We start from the raw sequence: 15340 nt of genomic DNA, 5'->3' as shown, positions 1-15340 counted from the left end.
CTAGCGCAGCCGCTGTATGTGCATGATTTGAAACAGGGGTGTTCCGCGGATGGAACGGGTCGAGGTCGACCACGGCTCGATGCCCGATTGGCAGAGTGTCCGGGTGTTCCTCACCCTGCATCGGTGCGGCAGCTTCCGGTCCGCGGCGGCCAGCCTCGGCCTCTCGATCAATTCGATCCGGCGGCGGGTCAGCGACCTCGAAGCGCGGATCGGCGCGCCGCTGATCACCCGGCACATCGATGGGGTGCGGCTGACCGCCGAGGGACGCGCGATCCTGGAGGCTGCCAGCCGCATGGAGGCGGCGGCGTTCGGGTTGATGCTGGCGGGCGACGCAGCCCCGTTCGCCGAGACCGGCGAGGTGCGAATCGCGGTCACGGAAGGCCTCGGCGCGTTCTGGCTGGCACCGCGGCTGGTTGAGTTTCAGCGTGCCAACCCGCGCCTGACCGTCGACTTGCGCTGCGCCATGGAATCCGCCGACGTGCTGCGGCTGGAGGCGGATGTCTCGATCCAGCTCACGCGGCCGACGAGCCCCGACCTGCGGATGGTCAAGCTCGGGCGCATGCACGTCATGCCCTACGCCGCGCGCAGCTACGAGCAGATCTACGGGTTGCCCGAGAAGCCGGCGGACCTCGCCCGGCACCGGATCGTGGTCCAGGCCGCGAGCCAGACGATTCGCCTGGAAGACTATGCGAAAGGCCTGGAGGGATTTCCCGCGGAGATTCCGGTGACGCTGAAGATCAACGTCAGCAGCGCCTATTACTGGGCCATCGCGAAAGGCGCGGGGATCGGCCTGTTGCCGACCTATGCGACCGCCATCGGCGCCCAGGTCGTCCCGGTGGACAATCTCGGCCGCACAAGTCTCGACATCTGGTTGACCTACCACCCCGATGCGGAGCGGATCGGCCGCGTCCGCCGGGTGATCGACTGGTTGCGCGGCTCTTTCGACGGGAGCCGCTACCCATGGTTCCGGGACGAGTTCATCCATCCGCGCGATCTGCCGAGCCGGATCCGGGGCGAGACGCTGCCGGATCTGTTCGCCGGGTTCACCGGGATGTCGGAGTGAGACGCGCCGAGCCTTGACCCCGCGGCGCGCATGTTTCTTGCTCGCACGGCCGCAACGACGAGGTTCTCACGTGCTGCTGACGCCCCGCGAGAAGGACAAGCTGCTGATCGCCATGGCGGCGCAGGTGGCGCGCAACCGCCTGGCGCGCGGCGTCAAGCTCAACCACCCCGAGGCCGTGGCGCTGATCAGCGACTTCGTGGTCGAGGGCGCCCGCGACGGGCACACCGTGACCGAGCTGATGCAGGCGGGGGCGAACGTCCTGACGGCCGACCAGGTGATGCCCGGCATCGCCGAGATGATCCCCGACATCCAGGTCGAGGCGACCTTCCCGGACGGGACGAAGCTCGTGACGGTGCATCACCCGATCCGCGGGGCGCTCTCGGCCGACGTGCCGGGCCGGGTGACCACGTTGCCCGGCGAGATCGTGTTCAACGTCGGCGCCGACCGCGCGGTGATCGAGGTCGCCAACACCGGCGACCGGCCGATCCAGGTCGGCTCGCACTACCATTTCTTCGAGGTGAACCCAGGCCTCGTCTTCGAGCGCGAGAAGGCCCGCGGCCGGCGCCTCGACATCGCGCCGGGCACGGCGGTGCGGTTCGAGCCGGGCTCCACCCGGGAGGTCGTGCTGGTGCCGCTCTCGGGCGGACGCACCGTGTACGGTTTCCGGGGCGACGTGATGGGCAAGCTGTGACCATGGCCAAGCGCCACGCCTGCACGCTGATCGGTCTTGTCCGGCGTTCAGGAACCTCCTTACTGTCCGGGCATACGGTAAGGAGGCCGAGATGAAGGCGACGGAGGCCACGCTGACGTCGAAGGGGCAGGTGACGGTGCCGGCGTCGCTCCGCCGGGCGCTGGGCGTGAAGGCCGGCGACAAGCTTGTCTTCACGCAGGATGCGCACGGACGCTTCCTCGTCGAGGCACGCACGGACGCGCTGGCTGCGCTTCGCGGTATCGTCGGCCGTGACACCTGCGATCCGATCGCGCCGGTCGACGGCGCGCGCGTGGCCGACTGGATCGAGGCGAGCCGCGGCGCCCGCTGGGAACGGACGCACGACGATTCCCAGGACGACGAGGCGTGATCGGGCTGGACACGAACGTGCTGCTGCGGTGGCTCGTGGACGAGACGGTGTGGCCGGACGACGCGCCGGAGCAGACTGCGCTCGCGACGGAAGCTCTGAGCCGGCGCGACGCTCAGTTCTTCGTCAACGCGGTCGTGCTTGCCGAAACCGTCTGGATCCTGGCGCGGCCCCTGCGCCAGAAGAAAGCCGCCCTCGTCTCGGTGATCCGCCGCTTGCTCAACGCGTCGAATGTCGTCGTCGATCACCGCGAGGCGGCCGAAGCCGCCCTGTCAGCCTGGGCTGGCGGAAAGGGCGACTTCGCCGATCACCTCATCGGCGCCATCAACCGCTCCGCCGGCTGCCTCACGACGCTGACCTTCGATCGGAAGGCCGAACCCGCGGACGCCTTCACGCGCTTGCGCCGGGAGCCCTGATATTCATGGCCAACACGCCCAAACCCGCCGCCCTCCCCCGGGCCGCCTACGCCGACATGTTCGGGCCGACCACGGGCGACCGCATACGCCTGGCCGATACCGCCCTCGAGATCACGGTCGAGCGTGATTTCACCACCTACGGCGAGGAGGTGAAGTTCGGCGGCGGCAAGGTGATCCGCGACGGGATGGGCCAGAGCCAGGTCACCAACGCGGCGGGGGCCGTCGATACGGTGATCACCAACGCGGTGGTGCTCGACCATTGGGGCATCGTGAAATGCGATGTCGGCATCGTGCGGGGCCGGATCTTCAAGCTCGGCAAGGCCGGCAACCCCGACGTGCAGCCCGGGATCGACATCGTCGTCGGGCCCGGCACGGAGGTGATCGCCGGCGAGGGCAAGATCCTCACGGCGGGCGGGTTCGACAGCCACATCCACTTCATCTGCCCGCAGCAGATCGAGGAAGCTTTGTGCTCGGGGGTGACCACGATGCTGGGCGGGGGCACCGGGCCGGCGCACGGCACCTTCGCCACCACCTGCACGCCGGGCCCCTGGCACATCGCCCGGATGATCGAGGCGGCCGACAGCTTACCCATGAACCTGGCGTTCGCCGGCAAGGGCAACGCCTCTCGGCCGGAGAGCCTGGTCGAGATGGTCCGGGCGGGGGCCTGCGCGCTGAAGCTCCACGAGGATTGGGGCACGACTCCGGCAGCGATCGACACCTGCCTGTCGGTGGCGGACGCTCACGACATCCAGGTCATGATCCACACCGACACGCTCAACGAGTCGGGCTTCGTGGAGGACACGATCGCGGCGTTCAAGGGCCGCACGATCCACGCGTTCCACACCGAGGGCGCGGGCGGCGGCCACGCACCCGACATCATCAAGGTCGCTGGGCTGCCGAACGTCCTCCCGTCGTCCACGAACCCAACACGCCCATACACAAGAAACACCATCGACGAGCATCTCGACATGCTCATGGTCTGCCACCACCTCGACCCGTCGATCCCCGAGGACCTGGCCTTCGCCGAGAGCCGGATCCGGCGCGAGACGATCGCGGCCGAGGACATCCTGCACGATATCGGCGCGCTCTCGATGATGTCGTCGGACAGCCAGGCCATGGGGCGCGTCGGCGAGGTCGTGATCCGCACCTGGCAGACCGCCGACAAGATGAAGCGGCAGCGCGGCGCGCTCGCGGGGGACGCCTCCGGCACCGACAACCTGCGCGCCCGGCGCTACGTCGCGAAATACACGATCAACCCGGCCATCGCGCACGGTGTCTCGAAGCATATCGGCTCGGTGGAGCCCGGCAAGCTCGCCGACCTCGTGCTCTGGACACCCGCCTTCTTCGGCGTGAAACCCGATCTCGTGCTGAAGGGCGGCAGCATCGCGGCCGCCCCGATGGGCGACCCGAACGCCTCGATCCCGACGCCCCAGCCGGTGCATTACCGCCCGATGTTCGGCGCCTACGGCCGCGTGCCCTATGCGACGGCCCTGACCTTCGTGTCCCGGGCGGCGGTGGAGGACGGGTTGCGGGAGCGGCTCGGGGTGCAGAAGCAGCTGGTCGCCGTGGAGAATGTCCGCGGCGGCATCTCCAAGAAGAGCATGGTGCTCAACGATGCCACGCCGGTGATCGAGGTCGATCCCGAGACCTACGACGTGCGGGCCGACGGCGAACTCCTGGTCTGCGAGCCGGCCGAGGTGCTGCCGATGGCGCAGCGCTATTTCCTGTTCTGAGCTATCGTGGCGCGAACGAACAGGAGGCCGGACATGGCGAAGGCCGCGCTGAAACCACCACCGAGGGCCGACCTCTACGAGACCGACTTCTTCCTCTGGACGCAGGCCCAGGCCGATCTGCTGCGCGCCCGCCGTTTCGACGAGCTCGACCTGGACCATTTGATCGACGAGGTGGCGAGCGTGGGCGCCAGCGACAAGCGCGAGATCCGCAACCGTCTGACCGTTCTGCTCACGCACCTGCTGAAGTGGAAATACCAGCCCGGCCTTCGCTGCAGCAGCTGGAAGGGAACGATCGCGGAGCAACGCAACGGGCTGGCCGAACTTCTCGATGCCAGCCCGAGCCTGCGCCGCTATCCCGGCGACGTCTTCGCGGTGTGTTACATGTCCGGCCGCCGCAAGGCATCCGAGCAGACGGGGATCGATTTCACCCTGTTCCCGGAGCAGCCGCCGTTCACCCTTGAGAACGCGCTGGCCGATGGCTTCCTGCCGAAGGAGCCCGATCTCATTGACCAATCCTGAGTTCATGATCCGCGCCACCCGAATCCTCCGCCGCGAGCACCTGTCCGGGGGCGAGATCGTCGACCGGGTGGTCCTCGATTCCGGCGAGCGTCATCGCCGCCGCGTCGGCATGCGGGGGCAAGGGGGCCTGCGGTTTCTGCTCGATCTGCCGGAGGCGGTCGTGCTGGACGACGGCGATGCCCTGGTGCTGGAGGATGGCCGCCTGGTCTGGGTCGAGGCCGCGCCGGAGCGCCTGCTGGAGATCCGCGCCGCCAGCGAGCACGCCTTGAGGCGGTTGATCTGGCACATCGGCAACCGGCATATCCCGGCCGAGATCGGCGCGGAGGCGGTGTGGATCGCCGACGACCACGTGCTCGCCGACATGGTCCGGGGGCTCGGCGGGACGGCAGAACCCGTGGAGCGCCCGTTCCGGCCGGAGGGGGGAGCCTATTCCGGCGGGCACGCGCACGGCCATGGGCATGGGCACGGGGATGCGCACGGGGATGCGCACGGCCCGCATCATCACCACCATGCCGATGGCTGAGACGCTGGCGGCACTCCGGCTGATGGCGTGGCTGTCGCCCGGGTATCCGGTCGGAGCCTACGCGTATTCGCACGGCCTGGAATGGGCCGCCGAGACCGGCGACGTGCAGGACGAGCCGAGCCTCGCCGCGTGGTTGGCGGACGTGTGCGAGCACGGCGCCCTGCGCAACGACCTGATCCTGGCAGCCCACGCCCATCGGGCGGCCGGCGCCGCCGAACCGGACGGAATCGCCGCGATCAACGATCTCGCCCTGGCCCTGGCGCCGTCGCGCGAATTGCATCTGGAGACGAGCCAGCAGGGTCGCAGCTTCCTCGACGCAACCCTGGGCGCCTGGCCCTGCGAACGGCTCTCGGCGCTGGCCGGCCGGCTTCCGGGACCGGTCGCCTATCCGGTCGCGGTCGGCGCGGCCGCGGGCGCGCACGGCATGGCACTGCCGCCGACGCTTGCGGCCTACGCCCTCGCCTTCGTCCAGAACCTCGTCTCGGCGGCCTTGCGTGCGGCCCCGGTCGGTCAGGCCGCCGGCACGCGGGTGGTCGCGGCGCTCGCACCCCTCCTGGTCCGGCTCGCGGAGGCGGCGCACGACGCGGATCTCGACGCGATCGGGTCTGCCACCATCCGGCTCGATCTCGGCTCGTTCCGGCACGAGACCCAGTATTCCCGCATCTTCCGATCCTGAGAACGCAGCATGACCTCCTCGAACGGCCCGCTCCGCGTCGGCATCGGCGGCCCCGTGGGCTCCGGCAAGACCGCCCTGATGGAGCAGCTCTGCAAGCGCTTCCGCGACCGCTACGAGATCTGCGCGATCACCAACGACATCTACACCAAGGAGGATGCCCGGATCCTGACGGTGGCGGGCGCGCTGCCGGAGGAGCGGATCCTGGGCGTCGAGACCGGCGGATGCCCGCATACGGCGATCCGCGAGGATGCCTCGATCAACCTCGCCGCGGTCGCCGAGATGAGCCGGCGCTTCCCGAAGCTCGACCTGGTGCTGATCGAATCCGGCGGCGACAACCTTGCGGCAACGTTCTCACCGGAACTCGCCGACATCACCCTCTACGTGATCGACGTGGCCGGCGGGGAGAAGATTCCCCGCAAGGGCGGTCCCGGCATCACCCGGTCGGACCTGCTGATCGTCAACAAGATCGATCTCGCGCCGCTGGTCGGCGCCGACCTGTCGGTGATGGAGGCCGACACGAAGCGGATGCGCGGCGCCCGGCCCTACGTCTTCGCATCCCTGCGCGGCGGCGATGGTGCGGACGCGGTCGCGCGGTTCATCGAGGAGGCCGGCGGCCTCGGCCGTTAGCCCTTCCGACGTTGCGCGTACTAGCGCCCGGCCTCCGCCGAGCGGGACCGGGGGGCCGCCCGGGGCGACAGGCCCATCAGGGAATCGAGGCGGCTCATCCGGGCGTCGAAATCCTTCAGCGCAGCTTGGCGCGCCTTGACGGCGGGGCTGGGCGATGGCTGCGCCTGCGCGCGGGTCGGGCGGGCCTGCGCCGCCGGGGCCAGGAGGAGTGCTGCCAGGGAGATCGTTGTCAGGGCACGGATCATGACGGTGGTCCCTCGGGGAACGGCCGCTTCAGCAGCCGAATCCCGGCAAGCCTATGATCCACCGGCGTGGGGCTGCGTGCGCGGGCGCACCTGGCGCGCGGCTGGGACCGTCTCCCGCGGGATGAATCGGCGCTCAGGCGTTCGCGCGTCGGACGGTCAGCCAGGAGGCCAGCAGGACGAACGTGCTGACCAGTACGACGAGGATCGTCGAGGCGGCATTGATCTCGGGATTCACCCCGAGCCGAACCTGGCCGTAGAGCCGCATCGGCAGCGTGGTCGAGCCCGGGCCCGAGACGAAACTCGCGATCACGAGGTCGTCGAGCGAGAGCGTGAAGGCGAGCAGCGCGCCGGCCAGCACGGCGGGCGCGAGCAGCGGCAGCGTGATCGTGAGGAACACCCGCAACGGACCGGCACCGAGATCGGCGGCCGCCTCCTCAAGCCCACGGTCGAGGCCGCGCAGGCGCGCCGCCACCACGACGGCGACGAAGCCGGTGCAGAAGGTCGCGTGCGCGATCACGATGGTGGCGATGCCCCGGTCGATGCCGATCCCGATGAACATCAGCAGGAGTGACAGGCCGATCATCACCTCCGGCATCACCATCGGCCCGAAGATCAGTCCGGTGAACAGCGCCCGCCCGCGGAAGCGGCCGTGGCGTTCGAGGGCCAGAGCCGCCAGGGTTCCCAGGATGGTCGCGATCAGGCTCGTGAACAGCGCGACCCGCAGGGAGACCCACGCCGCCGCCATCAGCGGCGCGTCGGCCAACAGGGCGCCGTACCACTTCATGGAAAATCCGCCCCAGACGGTGACCAGGTGCGAGGCGTTGAACGAGTAGACGACCAGAACCAGGATCGGCGCGTACAGGAACATCAGCCCGATCGTCAGCGCCGTGCGGGTCACCCAGGTCACGGACGGCCCTCCCCGCCGGTGCGCAGGCTGTCGCGGAACAGCACCACGGGCCCGATGACGATAGCGAGGATCAGCACCGCCACGGCCGATGCGAGCGGCCAGTCGCGATTCGAGAAGAACTCGCTCCACAGCACCCGGCCGAGCATCAGGGTCTCCGAGCCGCCCAGGAGATCCGGGATCACGAACTCGCCGACCATCGGAATGAAGCAGAGCCCGGCCCCGGCCGCGATCCCGGGCAGGCTGAGCGGCAGTGTCACCGACCAGAACACCCGCGTCGGCGAGGCGCCGAGATCCGCCGCCGCCTCGCGCAGCGCGGGATCGAGCCGGTTCATCACCGCGTAGAGCGGCAGCACCATGAACGGCAGGTAGGCGTAGACGAGACCGATGAGAATCGCGGCATCGGTGTTCAGGATGATCAGCGGCTCGGAGACCAGGCCGAGGCGCAGCAGGATCAAGTTCAGCAGTCCCTCGGGTTTCAGGATCGCGATCCAGGCGTAGATCCGGATCAGAAAACTCGTCCAGAACGGCACCACCACCAGGGCGACGAGGAGCGGCTGCCATCGCGACGGCGCCCGGGCCAGCGCGTAGGCGAGCGGCGTGCCGAGGGCGACGAGGATCAGGCTGGACGCCGCGGCGTAGGCGAGCGAGCCGAGGGCGGCATCGCGGTAGAGCGTGTCGGCGGCGAGCGTCGCGTAATTGTCGAGGTTCAGGGCTTCGAGGAAGGACGACCAGCCCTCGATACCGCCCTGCCAGTCGAAGACCGGCAGGTAGGGCGGGATCGCGGTGGCCGGCTCCGACAGGCTGATCTTGAGCGTGATGGCGACGGGCAGCAGGAAGAAGGCCGACAGCCAGAGCAGCGGCGGCAGGCGCACGAGCCGGTCGAAAAGCCGCTTTCCGGGCGCCTTCACCCTCATGGCTGCCGCTCCAGGGTCCCGGCCGGGCGGGCCCGGGTCATTGCAGCGCGCATCATGCCGGCAGGATCACGGCGTCGCTCGGGGCGAAGCCGGCGCGGGTGTCCGAACCCGCGGATTCCCGCTCGCCGCCCGGCCTGCCGCTCGACCGCAGCAGCGTGCCATCGGGCAGGCGCAGCGTGCGGCGCAGGCGGTCGCCGAGAAAGGTCGCGTCGGCGATCGTCACCGGCAGGCCCTCGGCGCCGAGGACGAGGTCTTCCGGGCGCACGGCGACCACGACCGAGGCGCCCTCGGGCAACGAAGGCGCGGCGGCGCGGACCGGCCCGTGGGCGGTCTCCACCGTGCGGGTGTCGCCGGGCTCGGCGGGTCCCAGCCGGCCCGGGATGAGATTCACGTCGCCGAGCAGGCCCGCCACGAAGCGGCTGGCCGGGCGGCGGTACAACTCGGCCGGGGTCCCGACCTGGGCGAGCCGGCCATGCTCCATGACGCCGACGCGGTCGGAGAGCATCATCGCCTCCTCGGGATCGTGCGTCACCACCACGAAGGCGGTGCCGAGGCGGCGCTGCACGGCGCGCAACTCGGCCTGGGTCTCCTCGCGCAGGCCCCGGTCGAGGGCGCCGAGGGGCTCGTCCAGGAGCAGCAGCTTCGGCTCGCGGGCGAGCGCCCGGGCGAGCGCGACCCGCTGGCGCTGCCCGCCCGACAGGGTGTCGGGGCGGCGATCCCCGAAACCGTCGAGGCGGACAAGGCGCAGCAGCTCCGTGACGCGGGCCGTGGCGGCAGCCCGGCCCAGTCCCTTGAGGCCGTAGCCGACATTGCCGGCCACGCTCATGTGCGGGAACAGCGCGTAGGACTGGAACATCATGTTCACGGGCCGCCGGTGCGGGGGCAGCGCCGTGAGGTCCTGCTCGCCGAGGCGAACATGGCCGGAACTCGGGATCTCGAAGCCCGCGATCATGCGCAGGAGGGTGCTCTTCCCGCATCCGGACGGCCCGAGCAGGCAGAAGAACTCCCCGGGCTCCAGCGTGAGGTTCACCGCATCGACGGCGAGGTGGCTGCCGAAGCGCTTGGTGAGATCCTCCAGCCGCAGGCGCAGCGCCGGTGCGTCGGCCAAAGCGTCAGGAATCCTCGCGCAGCGCCTCGGCCACGCGCGCCTCGAGGAGATCGGGCCGGCGCAGCACCAGGGCGCCGCGGGTGCGGTCGACCAGGCCCTCGGCCGCCATCGCGGTGAACTCGCGGGTGACCTGCTCGCGGCGGCAGCCGATCCGGGCGGCCAGCACGTGGTGGTAGGGCGGCGGCGACACGACCCGCTCGCCGGAGGTGCCCGACCGCGGGACCGAGAGGCGCAGCAGCTCGGCATAGAGCCGGTGCTTCAGGTCCAGGAGCGCGTGCTCCATCAGCCGGGTGTTGAGTTCGCGCACGCGCTTGGCCAGCAGCCGGAACAGCCGGTCGGCGATCGCCTCGGAGGCGAACACCATCTGGCGGAACACCGCGGCCGGCACCACGCAGACCTCACCGCGGGTCAGCGCCGTGACGTTGGCCGAGCGGCCGATCCCGTCGATGGCGGCGAGCTCGCCGAAGAAGGCCCCGCCGCGCATCTCGCCGAGGATCACCTCCTTGCCGGACTGGGTCCGGTTCAGGATGCGGACCTCGCCCGTGGCGATGAAGTAGACGTCCGTGGAGATGTCGTCGAAGTCGACCAACACCTCGTTCTCGTCGAAGCGGCGCCAGTGGCAGCGGGTCTCGAACGGACCGAGCTCGATGCCCGGATCCTTGAAGAAGGGTATCGTCCCCAACCGCGCCATCGATCCTGTCCCTTCGGCCCCAGCCTCCGTCCCTGTCCTGACGGGTGCCGACCAGCAACTGTGGGGACGGAAGCAGCCCGCATCTTGGAGCGGCGCGCCGACCCGGCCGCGCGCCAGCGATGAGGCGAAATCGATGGTGACGGTCACGCGCGGGCCGGTCAAGCCGCGCTTGGCTGAACAGGAGTTTATTAGCGGGAATCGGTGGAGAGGGATAATTTCCCGCGCCTCGGCGCCAGACGATTCGCAATGCACCAGACGTTCGACATCGCTCATCCCTTCGCCGGCTCGTTCAGCCCGCTCGTCCGGCGGCAGGCGACATTGTCCGATGCGTTCGAGCGCTCCGGCCACAGCTTGCATTCCGGCCGCTATGCCAGGGTTCGCGTCTGCCCGGCGCCTGCGGGACATGGCATCGTCTTCCGCCGCCGCCTGAATACGGGGGAGGCCGTCGATGTTCCGGCCCTGTGGCAGTTCCGGGAATCGCAGCCGCTCTCGTCTGCGATCCGGCGGGACGGGGTGCTCGTGCGCACGATCGAGCACCTGATGGCGTCCCTGCACGCGCTCCGGGTCGACAACGTGCTGGTCGAGATCGACGCGGACGAGCTGCCGATCTTCGACGGGAGCGCGACCCCCTGGTGCGCGGCGATCCGGGATGTGGGTCGGACCGAGCAGCCCGCCCCCTGCCGGGTGCTGCGGATGCGCCGGACGGTCACCGTCGCGGATGGGCGGCGCCTGATCCAGATCGGGCCGGGCCTGGGATTGCACGTCACCGGCCACGTCGCGCTCGCCCATTTCGGCTCGCTCGACTGGTCCGGCGTCATCACGCCGGACCGCTTCGTGCAGGAGATCGCGCCCGCGCGCAGCTTCGGACGGTACGTTCGCGCCATGGCGGGACGCGCCTACGGCTACGCCGTGGGCGAGGATTTCCTGCAGGGCGTCTCCACGCGCTCGGCGGCACTTCTCTGGCGGGGACGCGTCATCGGCGGGATGCGCGTCCCGGCGGAGCCCGTCCGCCACCGGATCCTGGACCTGGTCGGCGACCTGATGCTGGTGGGGCACCCGGTGGAAGGCCATGTCGCGGCGTTCCACACCGGCCACGAGCTGAACCACGCGCTGGTCCGGGCACTGATGCGCGAGCCCACGGCCTGGGAGCTGGTCTGACGGCGCGCCTCAGGCCGAGGCGCGCAGGGTCGTCTGGTCGCACGCGACCACCACCTGGCGGAACGCCCGCAGGAGGTCGGCATCGAGCTTGGGGCCCATCGTTCCCAGGATCGCGTAGGCCTCCTGGATCGGCTTCGGCGCCTTGTAGGGCCGGGCCTCGATCAATGCCGCGAAGATATCGCAGATCGTGATCAGCCGGACGAGGTCGGGGATCTCCTGTGCCCGAAGCCCGTCTGGGTAGCCGGAGCCGTCGAGATATTCGTGATGCGAGCGGACCACGGCCAGCGTTCCGGCATCGTAGCCGCCATCCGCCAGCATGTCGTAGCCGATGGCCGGATGCCGATCCATCTCCAGCCGCTCCGCCGCATTGAGCGGAGCGGGCTTGTTCAGGATCGCCAGCGGGATCCGGGCCTTGCCGATATCGTGCAGCAGCGCGCCCTTGGTCAGGTGATGCGTATCCGTTTCGTTCAGGCCCAGGCTCTGCGCGAAGGCCGCGGCCAGGCCGGCGACCGTCAGGCAGTGCCGGTGGGTCACGTCGTCGAAGCCGGCCACCACGTTCAGCCAGTCGCGGACCTTCGCCTCGCGGATCGCCCGGTTGATGATCGTGGTGCCGGCATCGACGATGGCGGCCGCCGGCGTCGTGTCCGCACGGAAGATCGCCCGGAAGGCGGACCGCGCCTCGTCGGCGCGGCGGCGCAGCGCGACGCCGTCATCGGGTCCGCCTCCGGCCGCGCTCAAAGCCGCGACGGCGCTGGCCAGCAGGGCGTTGGCCGCGGAGGCCGGGAGGATCCGCGTGGCCCCGAGGGCGGTCGCCTGGATCTCGCCGCGCCCGAGATTGCCGTGGATCAGCGCCAGGAACGGCGTGGCCTTGTCGCGCGCCACGGCCAGCGTCCGGCGCAGGCGCAGCACGGCGTCGGAAGTCAGCGCGCTGACATCGCTGATCACCAGGTCCGCCCCCCGGGGCGGCTCCGCATCGCCGTAGAGGTCGTGGAGGACGAGGCTCGGGCCGCCGCCCAGATTGCGCGCTAGGCGCTCGCCGCGGCCGAGATCGTCAGTCAGGATCACGGTGCGACCCAAAACACCTCTCCCATCACGGCGCCCAACTGGCGCGCACCCCGGCAGACTTGCATCCGACGCCAGGCCCCGGGCCCGCGACGGTATTACCGCCTAAAAACGGACATTGATCGGTTCGAACGACGGACGCTGCACAGTCACCGGAGAGACTTCGCACAATCATCGGAGAGTCATGCGATTCCGTTAAAGCGGCTTCTACCGATTTCGCTATCGCGCCCGCTGATCGACGATGGGGTCCTGCGTCGGCTCGCCCGGGCCTCCAGGGCGCAGCCACAGCGTCAGGGTGCTTGCCTCCCCGCGTCTGGACCGCCAGAACGCCGCCATGCTGCGCGTCCATGACCTCACCTACCGCATCGGCGATCGCCTGATCCTCGATTCCGCGAACTTCTCGATTCCCGAGGGCGCGCGCGTGGGTCTCGTCGGGCGCAACGGCGCCGGCAAGACCACGCTGTTCAAGGCGATCCTCGGCGACCTGCCGGTGGACGCGAAGTCCGTTTCCCTGCCCAAGGGCATGCGCATCGGCGCGGTCGCCCAGGAAGCCCCGGCCGGCCCCGAAACGCTGCACGCGGTGGTGCTCGCCGCCGACACCGAGCGAGCCCGGCTGATGGCGGAGGCCGAGCATGCCGACGGCCTGCGCCGGGCCGAGATCGAGACCCGGCTGGTCGATATCGGCGCGCATTCGGCGCCGGCCCGCGCCGCCGCGATCCTGCACGGGCTCGGCTTCGATGCGTCCGCCCAGGCGCGGCCCTGCGCGGACTTCTCCGGCGGCTGGCGGATGCGCGTGGCGCTTGCCGCCGTGCTGTTCTCGGAACCCGACCTCCTGCTCCTCGACGAGCCGACCAACTACCTCGACATCGAGGGCACGCTCTGGCTCTACGACTACCTGGAGCGCTACCCGCGCACCGCGATCATCATCAGTCACGACCGCGACCTGCTGGACACCAGCGTCGACCACATCCTGCATCTCGACCGCGGCAAGCTGACGATCTACCGCGGCGGATACACCAGCTTCGCCAAGCAGCTCTCCGAGAAGCGCATGCTGCTCGCCAAGGCCAAGGTGAAGCAGGATGCCGAGCGCGCGCATCTGCAGAGCTTCATCGACCGGTTCAAGGCGAAGGCCACCAAGGCCCGGCAGGCGCAATCCCGGGTGAAGCGGCTGGCCAAGATGGAGCCGATCGCCGCGCTGATCGAGGACGACGTGCCGGTGATCCACCTGCCGAGCCCGGAAAAGCCGCTCTCGCCCCCGATCGTCTCCATGGAACGGGTCAAGGCCGGCTACGGCGACCGCGTCGTCCTCAGCGGGCTCGACCTCAACCTCGCGCCCGACGACCGGGTGGCGCTGCTCGGCGCCAACGGCAACGGCAAGTCGACCTTCTGCAAGCTGATCGGCGGCCGGCTCGGGGCGATCGCCGGGGAGATGCGGCGGTCGTCCAAGATGGAGGTGGCGTATTTCGCCCAGCACCAGCTCGACGAGTTGCGCCCGGCCGAGAGCGCCTACGCCCATGTGCGGACGCTGATGCCGGACGTGCCGGAGGCGAAGGTGCGCTCGGCCACCGCCCGGCTCGGCTTCGGCGCCAACAAGGCCGACACGCCGGTGGAGAAACTCTCCGGTGGCGAGAAGGCGCGCCTGCTGATGGGGCTCGCGGCCTTCCACGGCCCGCACCTGCTCATCCTCGACGAACCGACCAACCACCTCGACATCGAGAGCCGCCAGGCCCTGGTCGAGGCGATCAACGACTACGAGGGCGCCGTCATCCTGGTGAGCCACGACCGCTTCCTGGTCGAGGCCTGCGCGGATCGCCTCTGGCTGGTGGCCGACGGCACCGTGAAGACCTTCGACGGCGACATGGACGATTACCGCCGGTTCGTCCTGTCCGGACCGGAGCGCGAGGAGACGCGCGACGCGGAGCCCGCGGGCGGCCAGAAGGCCGAGGCGCGCCGCGCCGGGGTCGAGCGCCGGGCCGCCCTCGCGCCGCTGCGCAAGCGGCTCGAAGGGATCGAGGCGCGCATGGCCAAGCTCACAGCGGCGATCCAGAAGATCGACGCGGCGCTCGAGGACGGCACGGCCTTTCGGGAGAACGCGGCCAAGGCGGGGGAGATCGCCAAGATGCGCTCCGACGCGGCGGACGCCCTCGCTGCCGCCGAGGAGGAGTGGCTGAACGTCAGCGCCGAGATCGAGGCGGCGTGAGGCACTGCTTCCAAGACTGATCACGAAAGTCCTGGTTTCAAAAGGTCTCCGACCTTTTGCGGGTCCAGGGCAGAGCCCTGGTGCCGGGCTTGGCCCGATGCCTCAGGGGCTCCGCCCCCGAACCCCGCCAAAGGGCTCGCCCTTTGGGATCCCGATCCTGGGCGCCCTAGACTGAGGCTTCGAGGGCGCGCACCGGGATGTCCACGTTCTGATCGATCTTCGCCTGCGGCACCGTCAGCGGCGGCGCGATGCGGAACACGCCGCCCATACCCGGCAGTTGCACGATGTTCATGCTGAGGCCCAAATCCAGGCGGCGCCGCGTGATCGCATCACCCAGCTCCGGTGCCGGCACCTTGGTCCGGCGGTCGGCCACGATCTCCATCTCCTGAAGCAGGCCGCAGCCGTGCAGGTCACCGAGGGAG

At 70.0% G+C, this 15340-nt stretch carries 18 protein-coding genes; 11 read left to right on the top strand and 7 right to left on the bottom strand.

Annotated features, from left to right (window positions below):
- Positions 1 to 49: 49 nt before the first annotated feature.
- From FV233_RS03170 to ureG, 9 genes are all read left to right on the top strand, one after another.
- The gene (locus FV233_RS03170; protein ID WP_147896583.1) at positions 50 to 1063 is read left to right on the top strand and encodes a LysR family transcriptional regulator; all 1014 of its coding nucleotides are present in this window, start codon (positions 50 to 52) and stop codon (positions 1061 to 1063) included.
- Positions 1064 to 1133: 70 nt separating this feature from the next.
- Positions 1134 to 1754, top strand: a complete 621-nt coding sequence (locus tag FV233_RS03165) for an urease subunit gamma (RefSeq protein WP_147855852.1) — start codon at positions 1134 to 1136, stop codon at positions 1752 to 1754.
- Positions 1755 to 1845: 91 nt separating this feature from the next.
- Entirely contained in the window at positions 1846 to 2142 is a 297-nt protein-coding gene (locus tag FV233_RS03160; protein WP_147855853.1) for a type II toxin-antitoxin system PrlF family antitoxin, read from the top strand.
- Positions 2139 to 2555: a type II toxin-antitoxin system VapC family toxin gene (locus FV233_RS03155; RefSeq protein ID WP_187277800.1), complete on the top strand. Its 417-nt coding sequence runs from the start codon at positions 2139 to 2141 to the stop codon at positions 2553 to 2555. The genes FV233_RS03160 and FV233_RS03155 overlap by 4 nt, the downstream gene beginning before the upstream one ends.
- Before the next feature lie 5 nt (positions 2556 to 2560).
- Entirely contained in the window at positions 2561 to 4288 is a 1728-nt protein-coding gene (ureC, locus tag FV233_RS03150; protein WP_147855855.1) for an urease subunit alpha, read from the top strand.
- A 33-nt stretch (positions 4289 to 4321) separates the two neighbouring features.
- Positions 4322 to 4807: a DUF29 domain-containing protein gene (locus FV233_RS03145; RefSeq protein ID WP_147855856.1), complete on the top strand. Its 486-nt coding sequence runs from the start codon at positions 4322 to 4324 to the stop codon at positions 4805 to 4807.
- 4 nt (positions 4808 to 4811) lie between these two features.
- The gene (locus FV233_RS03140) at positions 4812 to 5330 is read left to right on the top strand and encodes an urease accessory protein UreE (protein WP_147896604.1); all 519 of its coding nucleotides are present in this window, start codon (positions 4812 to 4814) and stop codon (positions 5328 to 5330) included.
- Complete coding sequence (locus tag FV233_RS03135; RefSeq protein ID WP_147896605.1) at positions 5317 to 6006, top strand: urease accessory UreF family protein; 690 nt, start codon at positions 5317 to 5319, stop codon at positions 6004 to 6006. The genes FV233_RS03140 and FV233_RS03135 overlap by 14 nt, the downstream gene beginning before the upstream one ends.
- Positions 6007 to 6015: 9 nt before the next feature.
- On the top strand, positions 6016 to 6633 hold the full coding sequence (gene ureG / locus FV233_RS03130; protein ID WP_147856786.1) for an urease accessory protein UreG: 618 nt from the start codon (positions 6016 to 6018) through the stop codon (positions 6631 to 6633).
- Between the two features lie 20 nt (positions 6634 to 6653).
- On the opposite strand, the gene FV233_RS03125 is transcribed toward ureG, so the two are convergent.
- From FV233_RS03125 to FV233_RS03105, 5 genes are all read right to left on the bottom strand, one after another.
- A complete protein-coding gene (locus FV233_RS03125; protein WP_147856787.1) occupies positions 6654 to 6878 on the bottom strand; it encodes a hypothetical protein in 225 nt (74 codons plus the stop codon).
- Positions 6879 to 7011: 133 nt separating this feature from the next.
- Positions 7012 to 7785, bottom strand: a complete 774-nt coding sequence (locus FV233_RS03120; protein ID WP_147896582.1) for an ABC transporter permease subunit — start codon at positions 7783 to 7785, stop codon at positions 7012 to 7014.
- Positions 7782 to 8699 carry an ABC transporter permease subunit gene (locus tag FV233_RS03115; RefSeq protein ID WP_147856789.1) on the bottom strand — a complete coding sequence of 306 codons (918 nt, stop codon included), beginning with the start codon at positions 8697 to 8699 and terminating at the stop codon, positions 7782 to 7784. The genes FV233_RS03120 and FV233_RS03115 overlap by 4 nt, the downstream gene beginning before the upstream one ends.
- A 52-nt stretch (positions 8700 to 8751) precedes the next feature.
- Positions 8752 to 9807, bottom strand: coding sequence for an ABC transporter ATP-binding protein (locus tag FV233_RS03110; protein ID WP_147896581.1), 1056 nt, complete (start codon positions 9805 to 9807; stop codon positions 8752 to 8754).
- 4 nt (positions 9808 to 9811) lie between these two features.
- Positions 9812 to 10498 carry a Crp/Fnr family transcriptional regulator gene (locus FV233_RS03105; RefSeq protein WP_147857045.1) on the bottom strand — a complete coding sequence of 229 codons (687 nt, stop codon included), beginning with the start codon at positions 10496 to 10498 and terminating at the stop codon, positions 9812 to 9814.
- Positions 10499 to 10744: 246 nt separating this feature from the next.
- On the opposite strand from FV233_RS03105, the gene FV233_RS03100 reads away from it, so the two are divergent.
- Entirely contained in the window at positions 10745 to 11656 is a 912-nt protein-coding gene (locus FV233_RS03100) for a UDP-3-O-acyl-N-acetylglucosamine deacetylase (RefSeq protein WP_147857044.1), read from the top strand.
- Positions 11657 to 11665: 9 nt separating this feature from the next.
- On the opposite strand, the gene FV233_RS03095 is transcribed toward FV233_RS03100, so the two are convergent.
- Entirely contained in the window at positions 11666 to 12733 is a 1068-nt protein-coding gene (locus tag FV233_RS03095) for an HD domain-containing phosphohydrolase (RefSeq protein WP_147896580.1), read from the bottom strand.
- A 319-nt stretch (positions 12734 to 13052) separates the two neighbouring features.
- Between FV233_RS03095 and FV233_RS03090 the strand changes: the two genes are divergently transcribed.
- Complete coding sequence (locus FV233_RS03090) at positions 13053 to 14918, top strand: ABC-F family ATP-binding cassette domain-containing protein (protein WP_147896579.1); 1866 nt, start codon at positions 13053 to 13055, stop codon at positions 14916 to 14918.
- Positions 14919 to 15084: 166 nt separating this feature from the next.
- Here FV233_RS03090 and FV233_RS03085 read toward each other — a convergent pair whose 3' ends face one another.
- Positions 15085 to 15291, bottom strand: a complete 207-nt coding sequence (locus tag FV233_RS03085) for a hypothetical protein (RefSeq protein WP_246689891.1) — start codon at positions 15289 to 15291, stop codon at positions 15085 to 15087.
- Between the last annotated feature and the right edge of the window lie 49 nt (positions 15292 to 15340).

The organism is Methylobacterium sp. WL7 (assembly GCF_008040085.1).
Classification (GTDB): Bacteria; Pseudomonadota; Alphaproteobacteria; order Rhizobiales; family Beijerinckiaceae; genus Methylobacterium; species Methylobacterium mesophilicum.
The sequence above is the reverse complement of the archived record's forward strand: the minus strand, read 5'-3'. Positions and strand labels throughout refer to the sequence as shown.

What these genes read in the sequence shown, in the direction of transcription:
- FV233_RS03135 (WP_147896605.1), top strand. Translation starts at nt 5,317, where the DNA reads ATGCCGATGGCTGAGACGCTGGCGGCACTCCGGCTGATGGCGTGGCTG.
- FV233_RS03100 (WP_147857044.1), top strand. Translation starts at nt 10,745, where the DNA reads ATGCACCAGACGTTCGACATCGCTCATCCCTTCGCCGGCTCGTTCAGC.
- ureC (WP_147855855.1), top strand. Translation starts at nt 2,561, where the DNA reads ATGGCCAACACGCCCAAACCCGCCGCCCTCCCCCGGGCCGCCTACGCC.
- FV233_RS03125 (WP_147856787.1), bottom strand. Translation starts at nt 6,878, where the DNA reads ATGATCCGTGCCCTGACAACGATCTCCCTGGCAGCACTCCTCCTGGCC.
- FV233_RS03105 (WP_147857045.1), bottom strand. Translation starts at nt 10,498, where the DNA reads ATGGCGCGGTTGGGGACGATACCCTTCTTCAAGGATCCGGGCATCGAG.
- FV233_RS03160 (WP_147855853.1), top strand. Translation starts at nt 1,846, where the DNA reads ATGAAGGCGACGGAGGCCACGCTGACGTCGAAGGGGCAGGTGACGGTG.
- ureG (WP_147856786.1), top strand. Translation starts at nt 6,016, where the DNA reads ATGACCTCCTCGAACGGCCCGCTCCGCGTCGGCATCGGCGGCCCCGTG.
- FV233_RS03090 (WP_147896579.1), top strand. Translation starts at nt 13,053, where the DNA reads ATGCTGCGCGTCCATGACCTCACCTACCGCATCGGCGATCGCCTGATC.
- FV233_RS03170 (WP_147896583.1), top strand. Translation starts at nt 50, where the DNA reads ATGGAACGGGTCGAGGTCGACCACGGCTCGATGCCCGATTGGCAGAGT.
- FV233_RS03115 (WP_147856789.1), bottom strand. Translation starts at nt 8,699, where the DNA reads ATGAGGGTGAAGGCGCCCGGAAAGCGGCTTTTCGACCGGCTCGTGCGC.
- FV233_RS03145 (WP_147855856.1), top strand. Translation starts at nt 4,322, where the DNA reads ATGGCGAAGGCCGCGCTGAAACCACCACCGAGGGCCGACCTCTACGAG.
- FV233_RS03140 (WP_147896604.1), top strand. Translation starts at nt 4,812, where the DNA reads ATGATCCGCGCCACCCGAATCCTCCGCCGCGAGCACCTGTCCGGGGGC.